Annotated in this window: 10 protein-coding genes; all 10 read right to left on the bottom strand. The window is 69.8% G+C overall.

The window, feature by feature from the left end; translation table 11 throughout:
* Positions 1-9: 9 nt before the first annotated feature.
* Positions 10-4,317 carry an Ig-like domain-containing protein gene (locus tag FHR56_RS08315; RefSeq protein WP_160947146.1) on the bottom strand — a complete coding sequence of 1,436 codons (4,308 nt, stop codon included), beginning with the start codon at positions 4,315-4,317 and terminating at the stop codon, positions 10-12.
* A 35-nt stretch (positions 4,318-4,352) separates the two neighbouring features.
* Positions 4,353-7,181, bottom strand: coding sequence for a TonB-dependent receptor (locus FHR56_RS08320; protein ID WP_160947064.1), 2,829 nt, complete (start codon positions 7,179-7,181; stop codon positions 4,353-4,355).
* 332 nt (positions 7,182-7,513) lie between these two features.
* On the bottom strand, positions 7,514-9,880 hold the full coding sequence (locus FHR56_RS08325) for a Tat pathway signal protein (protein ID WP_160947065.1): 2,367 nt from the start codon (positions 9,878-9,880) through the stop codon (positions 7,514-7,516).
* Between the two features lie 150 nt (positions 9,881-10,030).
* Positions 10,031-10,339 (bottom strand): flagellar basal body protein, encoded by a 309-nt coding sequence (locus tag FHR56_RS08330; protein ID WP_160947066.1) that lies wholly within the window; start codon positions 10,337-10,339, stop codon positions 10,031-10,033.
* A 995-nt stretch (positions 10,340-11,334) separates the two neighbouring features.
* Positions 11,335-13,647, bottom strand: a complete 2,313-nt coding sequence (locus tag FHR56_RS08335) for a S9 family peptidase (protein WP_160947067.1) — start codon at positions 13,645-13,647, stop codon at positions 11,335-11,337.
* 145 nt (positions 13,648-13,792) lie between these two features.
* A complete protein-coding gene (locus FHR56_RS08340) occupies positions 13,793-15,364 on the bottom strand; it encodes an APC family permease (RefSeq protein ID WP_160947068.1) in 1,572 nt (523 codons plus the stop codon).
* A 449-nt stretch (positions 15,365-15,813) separates the two neighbouring features.
* Positions 15,814-17,655, bottom strand: a complete 1,842-nt coding sequence (locus FHR56_RS08345) for a DUF885 family protein (protein ID WP_160947069.1) — start codon at positions 17,653-17,655, stop codon at positions 15,814-15,816.
* Positions 17,652-19,484 carry a DUF885 family protein gene (locus tag FHR56_RS08350; RefSeq protein WP_184502468.1) on the bottom strand — a complete coding sequence of 611 codons (1,833 nt, stop codon included), beginning with the start codon at positions 19,482-19,484 and terminating at the stop codon, positions 17,652-17,654. Before FHR56_RS08350 ends, FHR56_RS08345 begins: the two co-directional genes overlap by 4 nt.
* Positions 19,485-19,566: 82 nt before the next feature.
* Positions 19,567-20,775 carry a Xaa-Pro peptidase family protein gene (locus tag FHR56_RS08355; protein WP_160947070.1) on the bottom strand — a complete coding sequence of 403 codons (1,209 nt, stop codon included), beginning with the start codon at positions 20,773-20,775 and terminating at the stop codon, positions 19,567-19,569.
* Complete coding sequence (locus FHR56_RS08360; RefSeq protein ID WP_160947071.1) at positions 20,772-22,364, bottom strand: aldehyde dehydrogenase family protein; 1,593 nt, start codon at positions 22,362-22,364, stop codon at positions 20,772-20,774. The genes FHR56_RS08355 and FHR56_RS08360 overlap by 4 nt, the downstream gene beginning before the upstream one ends.

Here is a 22,364-nt window from a genome sequence, read left to right on the forward strand (position 1 = left end):
GAGGGCGATTCATGGCGCCGCCTCCGCCTCGATCACCAGTTCCAGCCGCACCGGCAACTCGCCGCTGCCCTCGCGCCCCTGCGCCTGCCCGACCACGCTCAGGCGCCCTGGCTTCGCATAGGCGGCCGACGCCAGCGGCGACCAACGCACCGGCACGCGCTCGCGCGAACCGTCGTTGTACTGCACGGAGACCAGCTCCGGCAGCGCCGGCACCTGCCCTGCAGGCACGTGCAACGGCGGCGGCGCTTGCACGGTGGTGAGCTGGCCCGGTGCGGTCGCGCGGACCCAGACGCTGGCAGTCACCGGCACGCCGCCGTCGGCCAGGCCCTGCACCTGCACGCGGCCCTCGCCGGCCAGCGCCGCCACATCGACTTGCGACCAGCGCACGCCCAGCCGGCCCCAGCTGCCGTCGGCGAAGTAGCCGGCGATGCGTGCCGGCAACGTCGGCGCCTGCCCAGGCGCGATACGCACGTCCACCGCTTCGGTCGCCACCGCACGCTCGGCGAACACCTGCCATTCGTCCATGCCGACCGCGTAATGGCCTTCGCCCTGCACCGCAGTCTGCAGCACCGCGCGCAAGGCCGTGGTGACCACCGGCGCGAATGCCACGCGACTCGGCGCGCCATTACCCTGCACCGGATAACCGCCGCGCACGGCGATGTCGCGCCACTGCGTACCATCGAGGTATTGCAGCGTCCACCCGCGCGGCAACGCCACCCCGCCCTGCGGCTGGTCGTCCCAGAAGTACAGCGCCGCCGCGCTCAGCCGCTGCGCTTGCGGCCACTGATACTGCACCCACACCGAGGCGGGCTGCGCGCGCCCCCAACTGCCCCAGCGGCGGTCGGCGGCGGGCTCCTGGTCCGGCGCCGGCAGCAGTCCATCGTTGAGCGCCTGCAGGCGGTGATGGCCGGCGGTGAATTGCGCGCTCGGCGTGGCCTGGCCTTGCACCTGCAGGGCCTGCCCGGCCGGGGTCGCTGCCGCGATCACCGCCACCTCGGCGTGCCCCTGCAACGCGCCATCGTCGGCCTGCAACTGCAGGGTGTAGGCGCCGGGCGCAGTGAAGCGCACCTCGGTCGTGGCCGCCTGCGGCTGCTCGAACAGCGCCGCACCACCGGGGGGTGCCTGCAGCATGCGCCAGTGCAGGGAAAGCGTGCCGTTCGGCAGTGCGTCGTCGCCGACCCGCCCGGCCAGGCGCACCACGCCGCCGGCACTGCTGCCGTCTTCCTGCCAGGCCTCGACCTTCGGCGCCTGGTTGCCCTGCGCCGCCGGCGCCGCGGCACCGCTGGCATAGGCCTGGATCTCCTTGATCCCGGTGCGCAGCGCGCCTGCATGGGTCACTTGCACGCGCCAGCGCTGCGCGCGTAGCGGCGGGAAACGGACGCGGTTGCGGTTGCCCTGTGCGATCGGCGTATCGCGCACCTGGCCCGGCACGGTCTTCCACACGTCCTCATCAAGATACTGCAGCACGTACAGCCACGGCGGCGCATAGCCGGCACGCGTACCCGACGGAAAACCGTGCTGCTCGCCTGCGGGCGAGGAGCTGCGATAGAAGTACACGCGCAGGTCATCCAGGGTCTGCGGCCGGCCCAGATCCAGTTCCAGCCAGTCGCTGCTGCTGCTCGAACCGGCGGTGCCCCAGAACGGTTCGTTGGCGGTGCTGCCGTCGACCGCCGCAGTGGCCGGAAATCCGTCGGTCGCGTAGCTGGCGCTGACCGCCGCGCCCTGCGCCAGGTTGCGCGCGCCCGGCGGCAGCGCGGTATCGAGCCCGGCATCGGCCAACACCGCACCGATCCGCGCCGCGCCGGGAAACCGCACCTGCTGCGGCGCCTGCAGCGCCAGCCGGTGCGCGGCCAGCACCTGCATCTGCGCGGCACCGGCATTGACTGCATCCGGCAAGGCCTGCACGCGGCCGCTGGCAGGGTCGTACAGCAGGTGTGCCAGGCGGTCGACGGTGAAGGCCAGACGCCCGTCCAGGTACAGCGAATAGCCTTTCGGCGCGGCGCCGCCATAGCGGCGACCGTCGCGGTCCCAGACGATGCTCAGGTCGCGGTCGCGGTAGCGCAGCCGGTCGGCGGCGAAATGGTCCCAGCCGATGTCGATCGGATACAGCTCGATCAGGGCATCGCTGCGCGGACGCAGGCCCATCGCATCCTCGATCACGGTGAAGTTGGTGGCGCCGAGCTGGGTGTGGTGGATCCACGAACGGTAGCCGATGCGGCCGCCATCGGCGGCGCTGCCCTGCGCCCAGAACTCGTTCTGGTCCGGATAGCGGTTGTCGCCGTCGATGTAGTGCGCCCACGCGTTCCAGTACAGCAGTGTGCGGTAGCTGGACGCGTCCAGGTACGGGCTGGGGTAATCGCGCAACACGCTGCCGAGCAGGCGGAACGCCACGGTGGAATTGATCACCGAGAAATTGTTGCTGCCGCCGGCGCCGCGCGCCTGTGCATCGGCCTGGTTGGCGGTGTAGAACGGGAACAGCGGGAACTGCCGGGCGTCGGCGAACAGGCGCAGCGCGCGCACGTACTTGGGGTCGTCGTCGGCATCGCCGTGCTTGGGCATCAGGCCGACACTGAAGGGGTAGTAGTTGTTGGTCTCCTTCCAATCCACCGGCAGCTGCGGCCCGTCGGCCTGGCGCTGCTTGAGCAGGTCGCCGTGCAGGCCCATGCCGTCGGCCTTTGCGCTGTGGTCCTGCCACAGCACATCGAGCACGGCGCGGCGGATCTTCGCCGCCAGCGTCTGCATGCGCGTGGCGGTGGCGGTATCGCCGGCCACCTGCGCGGCCTGCGCGGCGGCCAGCGCATTGGCGTACACATACGCGCTCTCGCTGCGGTCCATGCGCGGGGCGCCATGGCGCTTGGCCCAGTCGAAGGACACCGCGTCGGCGTCGTTGCCGGTCATCGCCGCCCAGTCGTATTCGATCAGGCCATTGCCGTTGCGGTCGTAGGCGCGCAGCAGCGCTTCCACGTCGGCGCTGGCGTAGCGCGCCAGTTGTCCTGCGATCGCCGGTGGCCCGCCGTGCACCTGGTAGGCGCGCCAGGCGGCGGCACTGAGATATTGCGCGTAGGAGTTGGACCAGTTCTCCGGCGCACCGGGGTTGTCCACGTACTTGCCGCCGCCGGCGGTCTCGCCGGCGCCGAGCCAGGAGCCGTACGCGTACAGCGGATCGCGCAGGTACTTGAGGTCGTCGATGAACATACCGGTAGTGAGCACGATGGCGTTGTCGTAGCCGAGCACGCCTTCGATCGCCACCGGAAACTGGTAGTCGTTGCCGGGCACCGCCGCATCCAGGAAATTGAAGCGCAGCAGCCACCAGCGGTAGAACAGGGTCTTGTCGAGATTGTCCTCGGGCGTGTCCAGGTACGGCAGGTTGTCGGCCCACCAGCGGTTGTAGGCGACGACGTGGTCCCGGTAGGCCTGCTGCGGCGACTGCGCGACGAGGTGCCGGTATTCCTGGAGCGACGCCGGCAACTCGTGGGCGATCAGCCCCAGCTGTACTTTCAAGGTCGACGCCGGCCCGTGCGCCGGCACGGCCAATGGCCGCGCGATGCTCGCACCATCGACCGCGAAGCCATCGCCGGACAGGCGCGGGAACAGCGTGGTGATGGCGTTATGGGTGACGAAGGCGCCGGTCAATTCGGCACCGTCGGGATGCGTGGCCATCGGTGAGGCCGCGCGCAGGGTCAACGTGTGAGCGACGCCGTCGGCACTGGACACCGTGACCTCGGCCACCGCCACGTTCTGCTCGGTGATGAACTTGACCAATTGCAGGCGCACGCCGGCACCGGCGTAGACGCTGCTGAAATAGCTCGGCGTCTGTCGCCGCTGCGCACTGTCCTCGACCAGCGCGATCGGCACGCCATCGCGCTCCAGTTGCAGGCGGAACAGCGCGTCGTGGCCGGTCTTGTGCACATAGGCCACGTCGCCGACGAAGCCAGGCTCCTCCGGCTTGTGCGTGTACAGGTAGGCGGCGCGGCCACGGCTGAACAGCCAGTTGTTGCTGTCGCCGAAGCCGCCGCCGGTGCCCTGCCGCGCGAGGAGGCGATCGATCCAGAAATCGCGGCCGGGCGCGCTGCCTGCCCCCGCCGCCAGGTCGGCGGCGAACACCCGCTGCAACTGGCCCTGCCCCCGCCCCGGCGCGAACGCCACGCCGTTGTCCGGCAGCGGATGCGCATCGCCGGTAAAACGCGGCATCCCGATCGCGGCATTGCTGGGCTGCAGACCTTCGCCATCGCGGTCGAGCAGATCGCCGCTGGTGGCCGACGCTGAAACCGCCACCGCAAACAGCAGGCAACCTAGAAGGGCGGCGCCGCACCGCATGCGCGACGCGACGCCACCGAGTGCAGACAGGCGACTCAAAACTCGGTCCTGATCCGCGCCCAGAAATAACGCCCGAGCGTGTCGTAGGTGAACGCGTCGGTGTTGGCCGCACTGGCGTAGCCGTAGTAGCGCGGCGGCGTGCGGTCGCCTAGGTTGTTCACGCCCAGCGCCAGGGTGCTGTGCAGGCGCTCGAACTTCCGGCTCACGCTGGCATCGTGGTAGGTCACCGTGCCGACCGGAAAGTACACGCAACTGCCGTCGGCGGCGGTGTTGACGCAGAAGTCCTCGTAGGCGCTACCGACCGTGGTACGGCCGATCAGACGGGTGTTCCAGCTCGCGTGCCAGGGACCGTTGTCCCAGTCGAGCGTGAAGTTCGCGCGCCAGCGTGGCAGATTGCCGTAGCTGGATTGTTCGCCCACGTAGTTGTGCGGATCGCCGCTGAACTTGTAGCTGGACAGGTAGGTGGCATCGACGCCGACGCGGAAGCGGCCCCAGGCGGTCTCGGGCAAGGCGTACTTGATGCCGACGTCGTCGCCGCGGATGTCGACCTTGCCGCTGTTGATCGCGAACGGCACGGTCACGCTGACCAGTTGCCCGGTGGGGCCGCGCTCGATCAACGGGCAGTAGGCACTCTGACCGTCGTAGCAGTACTGCAGCACCTGATTCAGACCGACGCCGTTGATCATGTCGTCGAGAGTGACGCGCCAGCTATCCAGGTTCAGCGACAGCCCCTCGGCCCAGCCCGGGTCGTACACCGCGCCGATGTTGTAGGAACGGCCCTGCTCGGGCTTGATCGCGAAACCGGCGTTGGCCGAGCCGGTGGTGAGCACGGTGAAGGTGGAGGTGTTGACGAAACGGCCATTGGTCGGCACGTTGGCGCAGGCCGCGGGATTGCCGCCGCCGGTGTAGCCGTTGCACGGATCCGTGTAGTCGGCGACGTCGTCGACCACGCCGTTGTACGGCGAGCCGTACAGGTCGCCCAGCGCCGGCGCGCGGAACACCTGCGAGCCGGTGGCGCGGATCAGCAGGTTGTCGATCGGCCGCCATTCCAGCGCGACTTTGCTGTTGGTGGTGCTGCCCCAGTAGTCGTAGCGCGAGTAGCGCGTGCCCAGGTTGAGGTTCAGCGCCTGCGCGCCGGTCACGCCCTTGAGCAGCGGCACCAGCACTTCGGCGTAGGCCTCCTTGATGGTCTCGTCGTGGCCCTGGTTCATGATGCAGCCGTCGTTGTAGTCGCAGTTGCCTTCCGCATCGGCGGCCGCCACCGGGTTGCTGGTGCCCTGCGAGAAGCCGTTCTTGCGGAACGACAGGCCGAACGCGGCCTGCACCGGCCCGGCCGGCATCGCGAACAGGTCGCCGTTGACGCTGGCCTCGGCGAACTTCATGGTGCTCTCGTCGATCAGGTCGACCGCGCTCTGGGTGGCCTTGATGCCGGCGATGGTGGCCGGATCGTCCGGGTTGAACACGTTGATCGGGGTACAGCCGGCGATGACGTTGCCGGGCGTGCCGCACTTGATGGTGCCGTCGCTGTCGCGGAACGAGGCGCCCACCGCGTTGTTCAGCGCCGAGGTGATGGAGAAGCCGTTGCGCACCAGGGTGTCCTTGTAGTGCGCGTAGCCGGCCGCCGCGTCCCACTGCCAGCTGCTGTCGCCGAACTTGCCGCGCAGGCCGGCGACGATGTTGGTCTGGTACATCGTCGAGGTGTAGACGCGGGTGTTGGCCGGTACCGAGCGCAGCAGGTAGCGGCTGAGCTGGGCGCCGAAGGGGTTGTAGTAGTTCTGCGCGGCGTTGGGCAGTTCCAGGCCGTAGGCGGTGAGCTGCGAGGTGGTCTCGCTGCGGGTCCAGAACATGTCCAGGTAGCCCTGCACGTTCGGGGTGAAGTCGAAACTGGCGTGCGCCGAGGCGTTGGTGCGCTGCACCGGGGTGATCAGGTACTGGCCGGTGTACGCGTCGTAGCCTTCGACTGCCTGGCTGTAGGTGTGGAAATCGCCCGCGGTCACCTGGCCGGGTGCCAGGTTCGCGTTGGGGGTCAGCACGCTGCCATTGCCGAGGAAGGCGCGGGTGCCGTTGCCGCGGCGCTCCACCACGTCGCCGTTGAGATAGCTCTGCGCGGTGCGCGCATAGTCGCGGTCGCTGTCGTACAGCGCGTTCATGGAACTGCGGCTCACACCCAGGATCAGCCCGCCGCGGTCCCAGGTCTTGCCCCACTCCAGGCCGAGCGAACGGCGGTTGCCATCGCCGTGGGTGCTCAGGCCGTAGTCGGCGGTGGCGGCGAAGCCGTCGTACCTGTCCTTGAGGATGATGTTGACCACGCCGGCGATGGCGTCGGAGCCGTACACCGACGAGGCGCCGTCGGTGAGCACCTCGATGCGCTCGACCATCGCCGCCGGAATCGCGTTGACGTCCACGCCGGGCGCGGCGGCGACGCTGCTGGCAGGTCCGGCCATGCGGTGGCCGTTGACCAGCACCAGGGTGCGCTCGGGGCCGAGATTGCGCAGCGAGACCAGCGCACGGCCGTGGCTGAAGCCGGAATTGAGCGCCACGTTGGGCATGTTGCCGGCCATCGCCGGCAGCTGCTGCAGCAACTGGCCGAGCGTGTTCTGGCCGCTGTCCTCGATGCGCTGGCGGTCGATGGTGATGACCGGGCTGGCGGTCTCGGCATCGACCCGGCGCAGATGGCTGCCGGTGACGCTGACCCGTTCCAGCGTGGTCGCCTGGGTGTCCTGCGTCTGCGCATCCTGCGCCTGCACCGCTGGCGCGAGCAGGGCCAGCGCGGTGCAGATGGCCGCAGCCAGTGGACCGGGTTGCGGCGCGGCACGCCAGGAACACGGGAGCAGCGGCACAACGCGTTCGAGCAAAGACGGCATCGGAAATCTCCTGAGCGGCGGCCTGGCGATCGCTGGAGCGCCGCCCTTCCCCAGGCGACCGCCCCGTCGCCAGCGCGTGTGGCGGATACGAAAACGGACGTGTCCACGCAGGCGCCACCGGATGGGACGATCCCGACGCCGTCTGCACGGCGACGCGCACGACCCATGCGCTGCGTCCCCGGTCATGCGCAGGACTCTCCCCCTGGACAGTCACTGCACGGCCACAATGTGCGCGTAGGATGCGCGCGGCGTCTTGTCGTATTTATCGGGAAAACGTGCGGAATACCGCACTGCCCCGCCGCCTGGCGGGACGTTTCCGACTTTTTCGCCACTCAGCCGTAGACGGCCGAAATCGCCACCGTCGCCGCGCTGCCGGCCGGGACCAGCACACGCTCGTTGCGCGGCCCCGACAGCGCCGCCGGCTGCCCGTCCAGCCGCACCTCCTGCAGGCGGGTGCCGGCCGGCACGCGCAGGGTCAGCCAGGTCCGCACCGGCCGCTGCGCCGGCAGCGTCACGCTGCCGGCGATGCGCTTGCGCGCCGGATCCCCCTGCAGCGTCAGCGACACCCTGCCCCAGCGCGTCGGCGCCGCCTCGATCGCGATCGTCTCGCCGCTGCCCAGCCAGCCGCGCGGCAGCGCCCGCGCCAGGAACAGTTCCTCGCCGGCGCTGTCCTCGAACACCAGCATCCAGCGCAGCAGCAGCGGGATGGTCATCTGCGCGGGAATGCAGAACAGCGGCATGCCGCCGGTGATGCCGCTGACCTCGCCCGCCGTCCAACTGCCGCGGGTATGCACGTGGTAGCGGTGCGCGTACAGGAACAGCAGGTATTCCTCGATGCGGTCCAGGCGCAACAACTGCTGCGCGTAGCCGTAGGAGATGAAGCCGAGCAGGTCGCGCCCCTCCGGCGTCGGCGCGGTGATGTTGCCGACCACGCCGAGGCTGGTGCCGCCGTGGCCGCGCACGCAGTCGATGACCAGGTGCGCCAGGTCGTCGGGCAGCACGTCGGCCTGCAGCAGTTCGGCATAGGCGCGGTGGGGCCAGCCCTGCTCGCTGGGGTGTTCCTGCTGCAGCGACTGGCGAAAGGTGAGCTTCACTCCGGGCAGCGGGCCGATGTAGGGCGGCTTCAGATCGCGGCGGACGTTGCCGCGCAGGGTCCGCAGCAGTTGTGCGGACAGCTGCTGCGCGCGGCGCTGCCACTGCGCCGCGGCGGCCTGCCCGCCCGGCCCGGCGATGCCGCTCCACACCGCGGCCAGGTCCTGCCAGCCGCGCACCGCCAGCGCGCTGTTGGCGTAGTACGGCTTCCACCACACCTGCGGGTCGGGGAACAGGCAGGCGTCGGATTCGTTCCAGCCGTGGAGCAGGCCGTGCCCCGGCGCCGAGGCCGGCAGGCGCAGGCTGGCGTCGTGCAGTTCGGCCAGCACCTGCGCGGTGGCGGCGATCTTGTCGCGGTGCTTGCGCAGCAGTGCGGCATCGCCGGTGTAGCGCAGGTAGCGCGCCAGTAGCGACAGGGTCAGGCCGAACTGGCCGGTCTCCGGGCCGCGCATGTTGACCATGCCGTCGGCCTGCACGAAGTCGTTGAAGTAGCCGTCCAGCACCGCCGCCGCCTGGCCGAAACGGCCCCATTCCAGGTTGGCGTACAGCGAACTGGTGAAGGTGTCCTGGAAGCCGTCGTACTCGTTGCCGTAGTAGTCGCGATCCACCGCGCCGTACTTGGGATAGGTGCCGCCCGGGCGCACCACCAGTTCGCGGGCGAAGGCGAAGCGCGCCATGTCGCGCCAGCTCGGGTCCGGGGTCTGCGCCTGCACGGCATCGGCGAGTTGCGCCTGCCAGTAACCGGCGAAGGCGAGCAGGCCGCGGTAGAAGTCCTCGGCACTGCGCGGGCCGCGCCGCGGCGGGTAGTCGGGATAGCTGTAGCCGTACACCACCTTGCTGACCTTGCCGTGCTCGACCAGCGCGCTGCGGTGCCAGGTCTGCACCACGAAGCGATCTTCGGCCAGCACGTCGGCGAACAGCAGGATGTCGTAGTAGCGGCCCTCGCCGGCCGGCACCACCTTGCGCACCGCCGGCATCCAGCCGCCGAGCAGGCCTTCGCTGCGGCGCCGCACCAGCTCGTCCTTGCCCAGCTCGGGGAACGCCTGGATCGCGCGATAGCAGCGGGTGCGCCCGTCGGGGTACACCGGCATGGTGTCGGCGCATTCGCGGGTGCCGACGAATGTGGTCCACGGCAGGCGCCCGTTGTAGTCCTTGGGATCCAGTTGCGAGGCCGGCGGCGGCGCCACGTCGCGCACCTCGTCGGCGCGCGGGTCGCCATCGCGCAGCAGGCGATCGGCAAGCAGGTCGGCATCGGCCATTGCCACTTCGGCCAGGGCCATGCCGAAATACGGCGCCTGCGCCGCCGGATATACCGCTTCGGTGCGCTTGCCCAGTACCAGCGCCCCGCCCGGCCCGCGCAAGGTCAGATCGCCATCGGGCTGGCGCAGGTCTTCGTAGACCTCCCAGGTCGCACCGGCCTCGACGAAACGGCATTGCAGCGTATGCCCGGCAAGCGCGTCGGCCGCAAGCGGCCGCAGTTGCGGCGGTGCCGGCGCCCGCGCGGCACTGGCCGCTGTCGTTGCCGCAGCGGCACGCCCGGCCAGCGCTTCCACGCCGGCAACCGCGCCGGCCGCCAGGCCCTGCCGCAGGAAATCTCTCCGATCCATCTACCGTCCCCGATGCAATGCGATCGTCGCATCGTGCGCTGCGCGCGCCGCAGCGTCTTGTGCGCTGTGCCGAGGATGGATGCGGAAAACCGCATAGCCGCGTGGTCGCGGCGGTGCTGCGTCGCGGGAGCGCAGCGCGTCGGTGACGGCTTAGGCGAGCACGTCGAGCAGGCTGCCGATGCTGTCGTCGGCCGCGCGCAGCACGCGCGCATTGGCCTGGAACGCGGTGCGCTCGGTCAGGGTGCCGACCATGTCGTCGACCAGATCGCTGCCCTGCCCGTCGGCCTGCTGCACCTGGCCGACCACGCCGCCGCCGGCGGTGGCCTGATTCACCGGTACCGAACGCTGGAAACCCTCGGTGGCGAGATTGGCGATGTTGTTGGCGCGCACCTGCAACCCGGACGTCGCGGCGCGCATGCCGGACAGCGCGATCGAGGAACTGGGAGCGATGGCGGTCATGGCGGGTCGGGCGCAGGAAGACTTGCCGGGTTATCGGCGGAGTTGGCGGTGGCTTGAGGGTGGGATTGGGGAGTCGGGATTGGGGATTGGCAAGAGCGGGCGCGTCGGCGCGATGATCTGAAGCCCCTCTCCCCACGGGAGAGGGGTTGGGGTGAGGGTTCGGAGCCCCCGCGATACTCCAGAACCTGGTGCATCCCCCGCACCCTCATCCGCCCCTGCGGGGCACCTTCTCCCGAGGGGAGAAGGGAAAAACCAAAGCCCCTCTCCCCTCGGGAGAGGGGTTGGGGTGAGGGACGGAAGCCGCGCGATACCCCAGAACCTGGTGTATCTCCCGCATCCTCATCCGCCCCTGCGGGGCACCTTCTCCCGAGGGGAAAAGGGAAAAGCCAAAGCCCCTCTCCCCTCGGGAGAGGGGTTGGGGTGAGGGGACGGAGCCGCGCGATGCCCCAGAACCTGGTGCATCTCCCGCACCCTCATCCGCCCCTGCGGGGCACCTTCTCCCGAGGGGAGAAGGGAAAAGCCAAAGCCCCTCTCCCCTCGGGAGAGGGGTTGGGATGAGGGTTCGGAAGCCGCGCGATGCCCCAGAACCTGATGCATCTCCCGCACCCTCATCCGCCCCTGCGGGGCACCTTCTCCCGAGGGAAGAAGGGAAAAACCAAAGCCCCTCTCCCCTCGGGAGAGGGGTTGGGGTGAGGGGACGGAAGTCGCGCGATACCCCAGAACCTGGTGCATCCCCAGCACCCTCATCCGCCCCTGCGGGGCACCTTCTCCCGAGGGGAGAAGGGAAAAGCCAAAGCCCCTCTCCCCTCGGGAGAGGGGTTGGGGTGAGGGTACGGGCGCCGCGATGCGCCCGAAACGCCAGTGCCTACCCGTACCCTCATCCGCCCCTACGGGGCACCTTCTCCCGGAGGGAGAAGGAAAAACGCGAGCCCGAGGAACAGGAACCACCGCGCCTTTACGAATCCCCAATCCCCAATCTCAAATCCCGGCCCCACCTACAGCCTGTTCCATGCCGGCGTCGGCTCCCCCAACAGATGCCGCACGAAGAAGTCGTACTGGCGACGCTGCACGTAGTCGATGGGACCGGTGGAGCGGCCGACGGTGTGTTCGCCGCCGGGGACGGCGAGCAGGTCGAAGTCCTTGCCGGCCTTGATCAGCGCGTCCACCACTTGCGCGGTCGAGGCCGGGTCGACGTTGCTGTCCTGCTCGCCGACGATCAGCAGCAGGTCGCCACGCAGCTTGGCCGCATTGTCCACGCCGGAGGCGCGCGCATAACTGGCGTCCACCGGCCAGCCCATCCATTGCTCGTTCCAGCTGATCTTGTCCATGCGATTGTCGTAACAGCCCGCGTAGGCCACGCCCACCTTGTAGAAATCCGGATGCCGCTCCAGCGCGCCCAGCGTGCTCTGCCCGCCGGCCGACGCGCCGTAGATGCCGACACGGCCGATGTCGTAGGACGGATCCTGCGCAGCCAGTGCCTTGTGCCAGGCGATGCGGTCTGGGAAACCGGAATCGCCGAGGTTCTTCCAGGCCACGTCGTGGAAGGCCTTGGAACGGTTGGCGGTGCCCATGCCGTCGATCATCACCACGATGAAGCCCAGGTCGGCCTGCGCCTGCATGCCAATCTGCTTGTCGCCGCCGGAGTGGTAGCCGAACGGCCAGAAGGTCTTGGGCACGAAGGAATCGTGCGGGCCGGCGTAGATGTTCTCGATTACCGGGTACTTCTTGTGCGGGTCGTAGTCGCGCGGCCGCACCACCATGCCCCAGATGTCGGTCTTGCCGTCGCGGCCCTTGGCGACGAAGGTCTGCGGCGCGCGCCAGCCTGCGGCCTGCAGCTTGCGGATGTCGCCGCGCTCCACCACCTGCAGCAGGCGCCCGTCGATGGCATGCAGTTCCATCACCGGCGCCATGTCCGGACGCGAGTACACGTCCACGTAGTGACGGCCGTCGTCGGCGATGGCCACGTCGTGGTCGGCATCGGCCTGGGTCAGCCGGGTCAGGTGGCCGCCGTCGAAATCCACCGCGAACAGTTGCCGGTAGTAGGGATCCTTGCCCGCATCCATGCCGCTGGCGGTGAACCAGATGCGCCGCTGGGTGTCGTCCACGCGCAGCACGTCGCGCACGATCCACTCCCCCTTGGTGATCTGCGTCTTGATCCGGCCGCTGGCACCGTCGAACAGGTACAGGTGGCGCCAGCCGTCGCGCTCGGAGATCCACAGAATCTCCTGGCCCAGGCCATCGACATCGTGGTGGTAACTGCGGTCGGCATAGACGAAGGTCTTGGCGTCCTCGCCCACCGCCACATGCGCCTGGCCCGTGGCCGCGTCCACCGCGATCGCGCGCATGCGCTGGAAACCGCGCTGCACGTAATCGAACACGAAGCTGGCGCTGTCGCGGCGCCACTGGATCGGCGAGAGCTGGTATGGGTTGGCGAACAAGGCGTCGTCGATGGGCAGGCGCTTGGGCGACCCGCCGCGCGCCAACGCGCCGAGGTCGAACAGCACCGGGCGTTCGATGTCCACCGCATCGCCGGGCTTGGGATACAACTGGGTGCGCACCACCGGCTGGCCGCCGGCGGGCGGCGCCGCCTCCACCCGGGTGACGCGGCGCGGAAAGCCGGGCTTCACCCGGTACAGCGCCAGCCGCTGCGAATCCGGCGACCAGGCGATGGTTTCCGGATCGTAGAAATCATCGCTGCGGCCATCGTCGGCCAGGCGCAGCGTGCGCCCATCGGCCACCGCACGGAGCAGCACCGCGTTGCCCTCGACATAGGCGTCCCAGCGACCGTCCGGCGAGCGCCGCGGGGTGGCGTCGGCCGGCACGCTGAGATCGCGCACCACGCCGAAGCCGCGCGGACGCGGCTGCGGGCCGCTGTCGGCGCGCGCGCAGACGTAGGTGGTGAGCGTGCAACGCCACGGCGTCTCATCGAGCGCGAAGGCAATCGCCGCCTGCGGCTGACCGCCCTCGGCGACGTAGGCGAAACGCGTGAACGGCAGGCGCAGCGCCGGATAGGCGCTGCCGGTCGCTGCGCTCAGCCCGCGCGCCAGCCGCTGCTGGTCGAACGCCGGCTGCTTGCGCTGGCTGCCCACGTCCTCGACCACGAAGGCGAAGCCGCCCGGCACGGTCTTGCGATAGTAGAACGCGCCGTCGTCGCGCCACTGCGCCGGCCAGGTCACGTTCTCGGTCAGGCCGATCCAGGCCTCGCGCAGGCCCAGCGAGCGCTGGTAGTCGGCGACGCTGGGCGCGGCCTGTGCTGCGCTCGCGCAGCATGAAAGGGCGACGAGGAGAGAGGCGACGAACTTGTTCATGCGGTATCCGAGAGTTTCGATGGCACGTTTATTCCTCGTAGGAGCGGCTTCAGCCGCGACCAGGCTCTACCAGGAAAGCCCATCGCGCCTGCTCCCACAAACGGGGACAAGCGCCGCTCCGACGCACACATCCACAGGCAACGGGCTACTCCCCATCATCCTCTTCCAGCGCCAGTTCCTCCGGGCGCAGGCCGCTGCGCGCGCCCCAGTGATAGCAGCCCAGCGCGATCGCCGCCACGCACAGCGTGTCCCAGGGATGCGCGATCCAGCCGCTGCCACCGAAGGTGCCCAGCCGCGACACCACCAGCACCAGCGCGAAGAACACGATCAGCCACAGCACGCCGCGCACCTGCCGCGCCAACCGCGCGCGACCGGCGGCGTTGGGCAGGCGATACAGCACGTACAGCGCGAACATCGCGATCTGCAGGCCGAGCAGCCACGACAGCGTCTTCCAGGTCGACCAATACACGATCAGGCCGGCGACGATGAACGACAGCGGGCCGAGCAGCGCCATGCCGCGCAGCCGGAACGGCCGTGGCAAGTCCGGCGCGCTGCGCCGCAAGGCGGCCACGCTCACCGGCGCCACCGCATAGCTCAGCACCAGCGCCGCGGACACCACGTTGATCAGCGCCTCCCACGAGGGAAACGGCAAGGTCCAGAACACCGACAGGCCCAGGCTCAGCCACAGCGCCGGGCGCGGGATGCCGGAGGCGGCGTCCACCTTGGTCAGCACCGGCAGGAAGCCGCCGCTGCGCGCCCAGCCGTACACCACCCGCGGCGTCGCGTTCATGTAGATGTTGCCGGTGCCGCTGGGCGAGATCATCGCGTCGCAGATCACCAGCGCGGCCAGCCAGCCCATGCCCAGCGCCAGGGCGATGTCGTGGTACGGCAGCGAGAACGCCTTGTCGATGCCGCCCCAGCTATTGGCCAAATGCTGCGCAGGCACCCCGCCGAGGAAGGCGAGCTGCAGCAGCACGTAGATCACCGTCGACAGCGCCACCGACAGGATCAACGCGATCGGAATGTTACGCTGCGGATCGCGTACTTCGCTGGCCACCGACACGATCGGGGTCAACCCAAGGTAGGCGAAGATGATGCCGCCGGCGGAAATCGCCGCCTCCACTCCGGCCGCACCGAACGGCGCAAAGCCCTGTACATGCAGGTTGCGCGCATCGAAGTGCGCCATCAGCAACACGATCACCAGCACCGGCACCAGAAACTTGAACACGCTGACGATGTTGTTGGCGGTGGCGAAGGTCTTGACGCTGTAGTAGTTGAGCAGGAAGAACGCGACCAGCAAGGCAAGCTGCAGCAGCCAGCCGACGACGCTGGGATGGGTGCTGCCGGCCCGGTTGAGCCACGGGAACCACGCCGCCGCGTACTGCCGCGCCGCCTCCACCTCGATCGCGATCAGGCTGGAGAAGGCGATCAGAGTAATGAAGCCCATCAGCCAGCCCAGCAGCACGCCGTGCGAGTACTCCGGGTAGCGCACCACGCCGCCGGCGCGCGGCAGTGCCGCACCCAGTTCGCAGTACACCAGGCCCAACAGCAGCACCGCCACGCCGCCGGCGATCCACGAGACGATGCCGGCCGGCCCGGCGATCGCCGAGACGTGGCTGGCCGAGAACAACCAACCAGAGCCGAAGATCGAGCCCAACCCGATGAAGGTCAGATCGGTCAGGCTCAAGCGTTTGTGGAACTTGCCTTGTGCGGCCATGGCGTCTCCCGCTGGGTTGGTGTCACTGGCGATTCAACGATCTGCGGCGCTTCCTACCCTCACCCCAACCCCTCTCCCGGTGGGAGAGGGGCTAAAGCAACCGGCCGAAGCCAGCTCTTCCCTTCTCCCACCGGGAGAAGGTGCCCCGAAGGGGCGGATGAGGGTACAGGCACAGCCTCGTGCAGCTGAAACACCACATGCGCTTCGCGCCGACCCTCACCCCAACCCCTCTCCCGGGGGGAGAGGGGCTTGTACGTCCCTTCTCCCTCCGGGAGAAGGTGCCCCGAAGGGGCGGATGAGGGTACGGGCGAAGCCTCATGCCAGTTCCACCGCTCAAGACTGCACCACGTCCCATCACTCGCATCCCCTCGCTCGCATCTCCACCCTGCCGCATGGCCTCGAACGGCGGCGAGGACCGTTCGCCATCCCGGCGCGTCGCGACGCGTTCGTCATGGCGCCATCGGTGCGTCCGTCGCGGCGCCCCACGGCGACTTCCCACCCTCGGCAATGAACCGATCGATACGCTGCTCCAGCACCGGCAGCGGCACCGAGCCGGTCTCCAGCACCGCATCGTGGAAGGCGCGGATGTCGAACTTCTCGCCCAGCGCCTGCTCGGCCTTGCGCCGCAGCTCCAGGATCTTCAGCTCGCCCAGGTAGTACGACAGCGCCTGTCCGGGCCAGGCGATGTAGCGATCGACCTCAGTGGTCACCTCGTGCTCGCTGAGCGCGGTGTTGTCGCGCAGGAACGCCTGCGCCTGCTCGCGCGTCCAGCCGTCGTGGTGGATGCCGGTGTCGATCACCAGCCGGCACGCGCGCCACATCTGGTAGGTCAGGTAGCCGAAGCGGTCGTACGGGGTGTCGTACATCCCCATCTCCTGCCCCAGGTATTCCGAATACACCGCCCAACCCTCGCCATACGCGGAAATGAAGGTGTAGCGGCGGAAATCCGGCAGGTTGCCCTGCTCGGCCGCCAACGGCATCTGCAGCGCGTGCCCGGGCGAGGACTCGTGCAGGGTCAGCGCGGTGAGGTTGTACAGCGGCCGCGACGGCAGGTCGTAGGTGTTGACCAGATAGATGCCGGGGCCACCGCGGCCGCCGGTGTAGAACGGCGCCAGGTCCGCCGGCACCGGCTCGATCGCGAAGCGCTGCCGCGGCAGCCGGCCGATGTAGTCGCCGATCTTGCCGTCCACGCGCTTGGCGATCCACGCCGCGTCCTTGAGCAGTTCCTCCGGGGTCTTGGCGTAGAACTTTGGATCGGTGCGCAGGTAGTGCAGGAACGCCGGGAACGTCTGCTGCCCGGGCGGGGTCTTGAAGCCGCTGTCGGCGATCGCCTGGTCCATCTCCTTGCGCAGCCGCGCCACTTCCTTCAGCCCCACCTCGTGGATCTGCTGTGGGCTGAGGTCGAGCGTGGTGTATTCGCGGATCTGCGCGCGGTAGTACGCCACGCCGTCGGGCAGCGATTCGGCGGCCAGCGCCGGGCGCGCCTTGGGCAGGTATTCCTCGCGCATGAAACGCAGCAGCTTGGCGTAGGCCGGCACCACCTGCTGGGCGATCGCCGTGCGCGCCTGCGCGCGCAACTGCGCCTGCAGCGGCGCCGGGATCGTCGCCGGCATCTGCTGGAACGGGGTGTAGAACAGATTGGTCTCGCCGGTCGCCTGCGCGACCTCCGCGATCGACTGATCGCGGCCCTGCAGCGTCACCGCCGGCTGGGCGAAGCCGCGCGCCAGGCCGGCACGCATGTTGGCGATCTGCTCGTCGAAGTAGCGCGGGATGTCGGCGAGCTGCCCGAGGTAGCGCTGATAGTCCTCGCGGCTGCGCAGGGTGGCGCGCGCGGTGAAGCCCAGGTCGCTCCAGAACGCGGTGTCGCTGTTGAACGGCATTTCCCAGGCGCGGAAGTGCTGCTGGTCGAGCAGCACCTGCAGCTGCTGGCGATAGACCTGGTAGTTCACCTGGTCCTGTGCCGACAGTTGCGTCGGGTCGATCGCGTCCAGGTCGTGCAGCACCTGCTGCCAATACGCGGTGCGCTGCGCCTGGGTGGCCGGATCCACCTTGGGCAGGTGATCGGCGGCCTGGCCCTGCGCGTCTTCGTCGTCGGCGCCGGCAAACTGCTCCTGGCGCCATTTCCACTCGCGCTGGTACAGCGCCTTGAAGCGCGCACTCGCATCGCCGGCGGGAGCCGCGGCGGCCGGCGCGGAGGCCTTTGCCGGCGCAGCGCCGGCGGCGCCCTGCCAGGCCAGGGTGCAGGCAATGGCCAGGGCCAGCGCGGTGCGCAGTCGGGAACGGGAGGTCATCGTGGGGTCTCCGGAGTGGCGGGGGCGCCGGCCTGGACCTGGGCGATCCAGGCGTCGATGCGCGCGTCCAGCAGGTCCAGCGGCATCGCGCCGCCGCCGAGGACGGCATCGTGGAAGGCGCGGATGTCGAAGCGCTCGCCCAGCGCACGCCTGGCCTTCTCGCGCAGCGCCAGGATGTCCAGTTCGCCGAGCTTGTAGCCCAGCGCCTGGCCCGGCCAGACGATGTAACGGTCGGTCTCGGACTGGATGCTGGGTTCGTCGTCGGACGGATGCGCGTGGAAGAAGTCGATCATCTGCTGCCGGGTCCAGCGCTTGTGGTGCACGCCGGTATCCAGCACCAGCCGGTTGGCGCGCAGCAGTTCGCCGGCCAGGCGGCCGTAGTCGCTGTATGGATCGCGGTAGAAGCCGACTTCCTTGCCCAGCCGCTCGGCGTACAGCGCCCAGCCTTCCACGTAGGCGTTGTAACTGGACTGCTGGCGGAACGGCGGCAACGGCAGGGTCTGCGCAAGCGAGATCTGCAGATGATGGCCGGGCACGCCCTCGTGATACGCGGTGGCTTCGATGTTGACCAGGGTGCGATGCGCGTAGTCGCCGGTATTGACCATCACCAGCCCCGGCTTGCTGCCCTGCGCATCGCTCTGCCAGTACTCGGCACCGGGCGCGGTGGCGCGGAACGCGGGCATCGCGCGCACCTCCAGCGGCGTCTTCGGCAGCGTACCGAACAACGTCGGCAGCTTGGGCTGCATCTGCGCGATGTCGTCGCGGTAGCGCTGCAGGATCTGCTCGGGCGAGGTGGCGAAGAACTTGCGGTCATGGGCCACCGCCTTGCGTAGCGCCGCCAGGTCGGCATAGCCGAGTTGCTTGGCGATGGCGCCCATCTCGCCCTCGATGCGCGCGACCTCGGCCAGGCCGGTCTGGTGGATCTGCTCGGGCGACTGATCTGTGGTGGTCTGGGTGTGGATCGCAAAGCGGTAGCGGCGCTCTCCATCGGGCAGCGACCACAGGCCTTCGTGGGCGCGGCCCTGCGGCGCGTATTCGTTGGCGACGAAATCGGCCAGCTTTCGATAGGCCGGCCGCACCTGCTGGTCGATCGCCGCGATCATCGCCGCGCGCAGGCGCGGCCGCTCGGCCTCCGGCACTGCCGCCGGGAACTGCTGCAGCGGCGCCGCGAACGGGCTGTCGGCGCCGGCCGGCGCGGCGATCTCGCGCACCTGTGCGGGAATGCGCTCGAGCAGATACTTCGGCTGCACCAACCCGTCCCTGGCGCCGGCGCGCGACAGCGCCACCACCTGGTCGAGCAGCGCCGGGATCGCCTGCAGGCGCGTGATGTAGTCCTCGTAGTCCTTGACGCTGGCGAACGGAAACGCCTGCGCATAACCCGGCAACGCCACCTGGATGCCGCCGACCGGCTCCAGCGGCATCTCGTCGTTCTTCAGCGCGATCGCCTCCAGCCGGTCGCGCAACTGCCGCTGCATCATCTGCAGGCTCGACCGCTCCTGCGCCGACAGCGCCTTGGCATCGACCGCATCGAAGCGCGCCAGGAACCCGGCGGTGGCCTGGCGTTCGGCCTCCAGCGCGGCCGGCGAATAGTCGGTCCAGCGGTCGTTGTAGCGGCTGTCGCCGATGATGCTGGCGAACTCGGGATGGTGAGCGAGTTGGTATTGCCACTGCGCATCGAGCAGCGCGGCGAAGGCCTGCCCCGGCGGCACTGCGGCCTTCGCTGCTGCCGGCGCGACCGGTGCGGAGGAGGTCGGCGCTGCGGACGGCTGGCAGGCCGCCAGCAGACCCAGGGCCAGTGCGCCAACGGCAGACAACCGCATGCAGTTCATCGCGAGACTCCTTGGGATGCGCCGCAGCCGCTGCACGGCGCGGGCGCAGCCGTGCAGCGTGCCGCGGCGGCCGTCGCCCGCATCAGGCGAACGGCCGGTCGATCGCCGGCGACGGGGGCGTGAACCACTGCGCGCCGTCGACGGTGACGTAGAAATGATCCTCCAGGCGCACGCCGAACTCGCCCGGCACCACGATCATCGGCTCGTTGCTGCAGCACATGCCCGGGGCCAGCGCCAGCGCGTTGCCGCGCACCAGGTACGGCGCTTCGTGGATGCTCATGCCGCAACCGTGGCCGGTGCGGTGCGGCAGCCCCGGCAGCTGGTAGTCCGGGCCGAGCCCGGCACGCTGCAGCACCTTGCGTGCGGCCTCGTCCACCACCGCGCAGGCCACGCCCGGCCGCACCGCGGCGAACGCCGCCGCCTGCGCCTCGTGCTCCAGTTGCCAGATGCGCCGCTGCTTCTCGCTGGGCTCGCCGAAGATGTAGGTGCGGGTGATGTCGGAGTGGTAGCCCTGCACGGTGCAGCCGGTATCGATCAGCACCAGTTCGCCCGGCCGCAGCGCCTGCACGCCGGGGATGCCGTGCGGATACGCGGTGGCGTGGCCGAACTGCACGATGCAGAAGGTCGAGCCGTTGTCGGCGCCGAGCGCGCGGTGCGCCTGGTCGATGAAGCGGGTCAGTTCCGCGGTGGTGATGCCTTCGCGCATCAGTCCGGCAGCCAGCCGCTGCACGTGCAGGGTCATGTCGCAGGCCTGCTGCATCAGCGCCAGTTCCGCCGGGGACTTGCGCATGCGGCAGCCGTCGACGATGGCCGCCGCATCGCGGATCGCGATCCGCCCCAGCACCGCGGCCAGGCCGGTGTGCACCGCGAAGGCCACGCCCGGGTCCAGCGCCAGGCTCTGCGCGTCCAGTTCCAGCAAGGCCTCGGCGACCAGCGCGTGCGGATCCTCGTGTTCCTGCCACAGGCGCTTGCGCACCGGCAGGCACAGCACCGCGTCCAGCGAGCCTTCCTCGAACGCCGGGCAGATCAGCAGCGGATCGCCTTCGGCGGTGAGCAGCATCGCCACCAGGCGCTCGCTGGCGCCCCACGGCACGCCGGTGAAGTAGCGCAGCGACGCGCCGGCGCCGATCAGCAACGCGTCGGCGCCGTGCGCGCGCATCAGCGCGCGCGCATTGGCCAGGCGTTGCCGGTACTCCTGCTCCTGGATCGCGGGCGCCCGCTGCGGCCACGGCGCCAACTGTGCCTGCGCCTGCTCCAGGGTCAACCCGCCGATCTGGGCCTGCTCGCTCATGCGCTGCGCTCCACGTCGGCGGTGCTCCAGCAGCCGTCGATCAGCCGCTGCACGCCGCCGGGATTGCGATCGCGCAGCAACGGCGGCAGCAGCGCGTCGGGCATGCCGTCGTAGCTGTGCAGCGCGGCGAAGCGGCGGATCGCCGCGGGCATGCCGACGGCGGTGAAGCCCGGATGGCCGGTGCTCGGATACGGGCCGCCATGGTTCATGGCAGGGCTCACCGCCACGCCGGTCGGCATCTTGTTGCAGATCAGGCGGCCGACCCGCGGGCGCAACGCCGCGGCCAGCGCGGCGAAGTCCATGTCGTCGCTGCCGTCGGCGGCGCGATAGAGCGTGCCGGTGAGATTGCCCTCGAAGCTGCGCGCCAGGGCGGTCAACTGCCCCATGCCACCGCCGCGCACGATCAGGCTGACCGGGCCGAACGCTTCGGTCTGCAGCGCCTCGGGCTGCTGCAGGAACGCCTCGGCCGACACCTCCAGCAGGGTCGGCGCATGCCGATAGCCGGGGCCGGCATCGGCCTCGCCGCCGGCCAGCACCGTGGCACCGGCGTCGCGCAGCGTGCCCAGGCTGCGCTGCAGATGCTCCAGCACGCCGCGCGAGAACAGCAGCGCCGGCGCCGCCGCAGCAAAATGCGCGGCGGCCGCGGCGACGAAGGCATCGCCGGCCGCGCCCTCCGGCACCACCGCGATGCCCGGATTGGTGCAGAACTGGCCGCTGCCCATGGTGCAGGAGGCGAAGAACTCCTGCGCCAGCGCCGCGCCGCGCTCGGCCAGCGCGCCCGGCAGCAGGAACACCGGATTGACGCTGGACAGCTCGACATAGGCCGGCACCCCGGCACGGTCGGCGGCGGCCTTCAGCGCCAGCCCGCCGGCACGGCTGCCGGTGAAGCCGATCGCGCCCAGCCGCGGATCGCCGGCCAGTTCCAGGCCCAGCGTGCTGTCGAAGTGGTACAGCAACTGCACCGTCGCCGCCGGCAGGTCATGGGCCAGCAGCGCCTGGTGCGCGAGTTGCGCCAGACGCTGGCTGGTGGCCGGATGCGAGGGATGCGCCTTGGCGATGACCGGATTGCGCGCGACGATGGCCGAGGCGAAATCGCTGCCGGCCACCGCGTTGAACGCGAACGGGAAATTGTTCGGCCCGAACACCAGCACCGGCTTGTGCAACGGCCCCAGTTGCGCGCGCAGGCCGGCCGCGGTGTCGATCACCGGCTGCGTCCAGCTGTGGCTGCGTGCCGCCTGCGCGGCCTGGCGCAACTGCCCGCTGGCGCGCGGCAGTTCCACCTTGGCCAGGCGCGGCTCCACCGGCAGGCCGGTCTCGGCATGCGCCAGCGCCACCAGCTGCTCGACGTCGGCGTCGATCGCATCCGCGTACGCGTCCAGGAACGCAGCGATGCGTTCCGGCGCGGCCGCGGCCAGCGCATCGGCGCTCAGCGCCGCCGCGCTCAGCGCCGCTTCCAGGTCGGCGGCGCCGCTGACCGGGAACGACGGACCGAACTCGCTCCCGTCGCGCGGGTCCTCGGCGCGGAAGCTGCCGCGCTCCTCCAGCGAGGCCTGCCAGTGGCCGGCCAGCAACAGCGGTTGCATGCTCAT

Source organism: Xanthomonas sp. F10, from assembly GCF_014206815.1.
Taxonomy (GTDB): domain Bacteria; phylum Pseudomonadota; class Gammaproteobacteria; order Xanthomonadales; family Xanthomonadaceae; genus Xanthomonas_A; species Xanthomonas_A indica.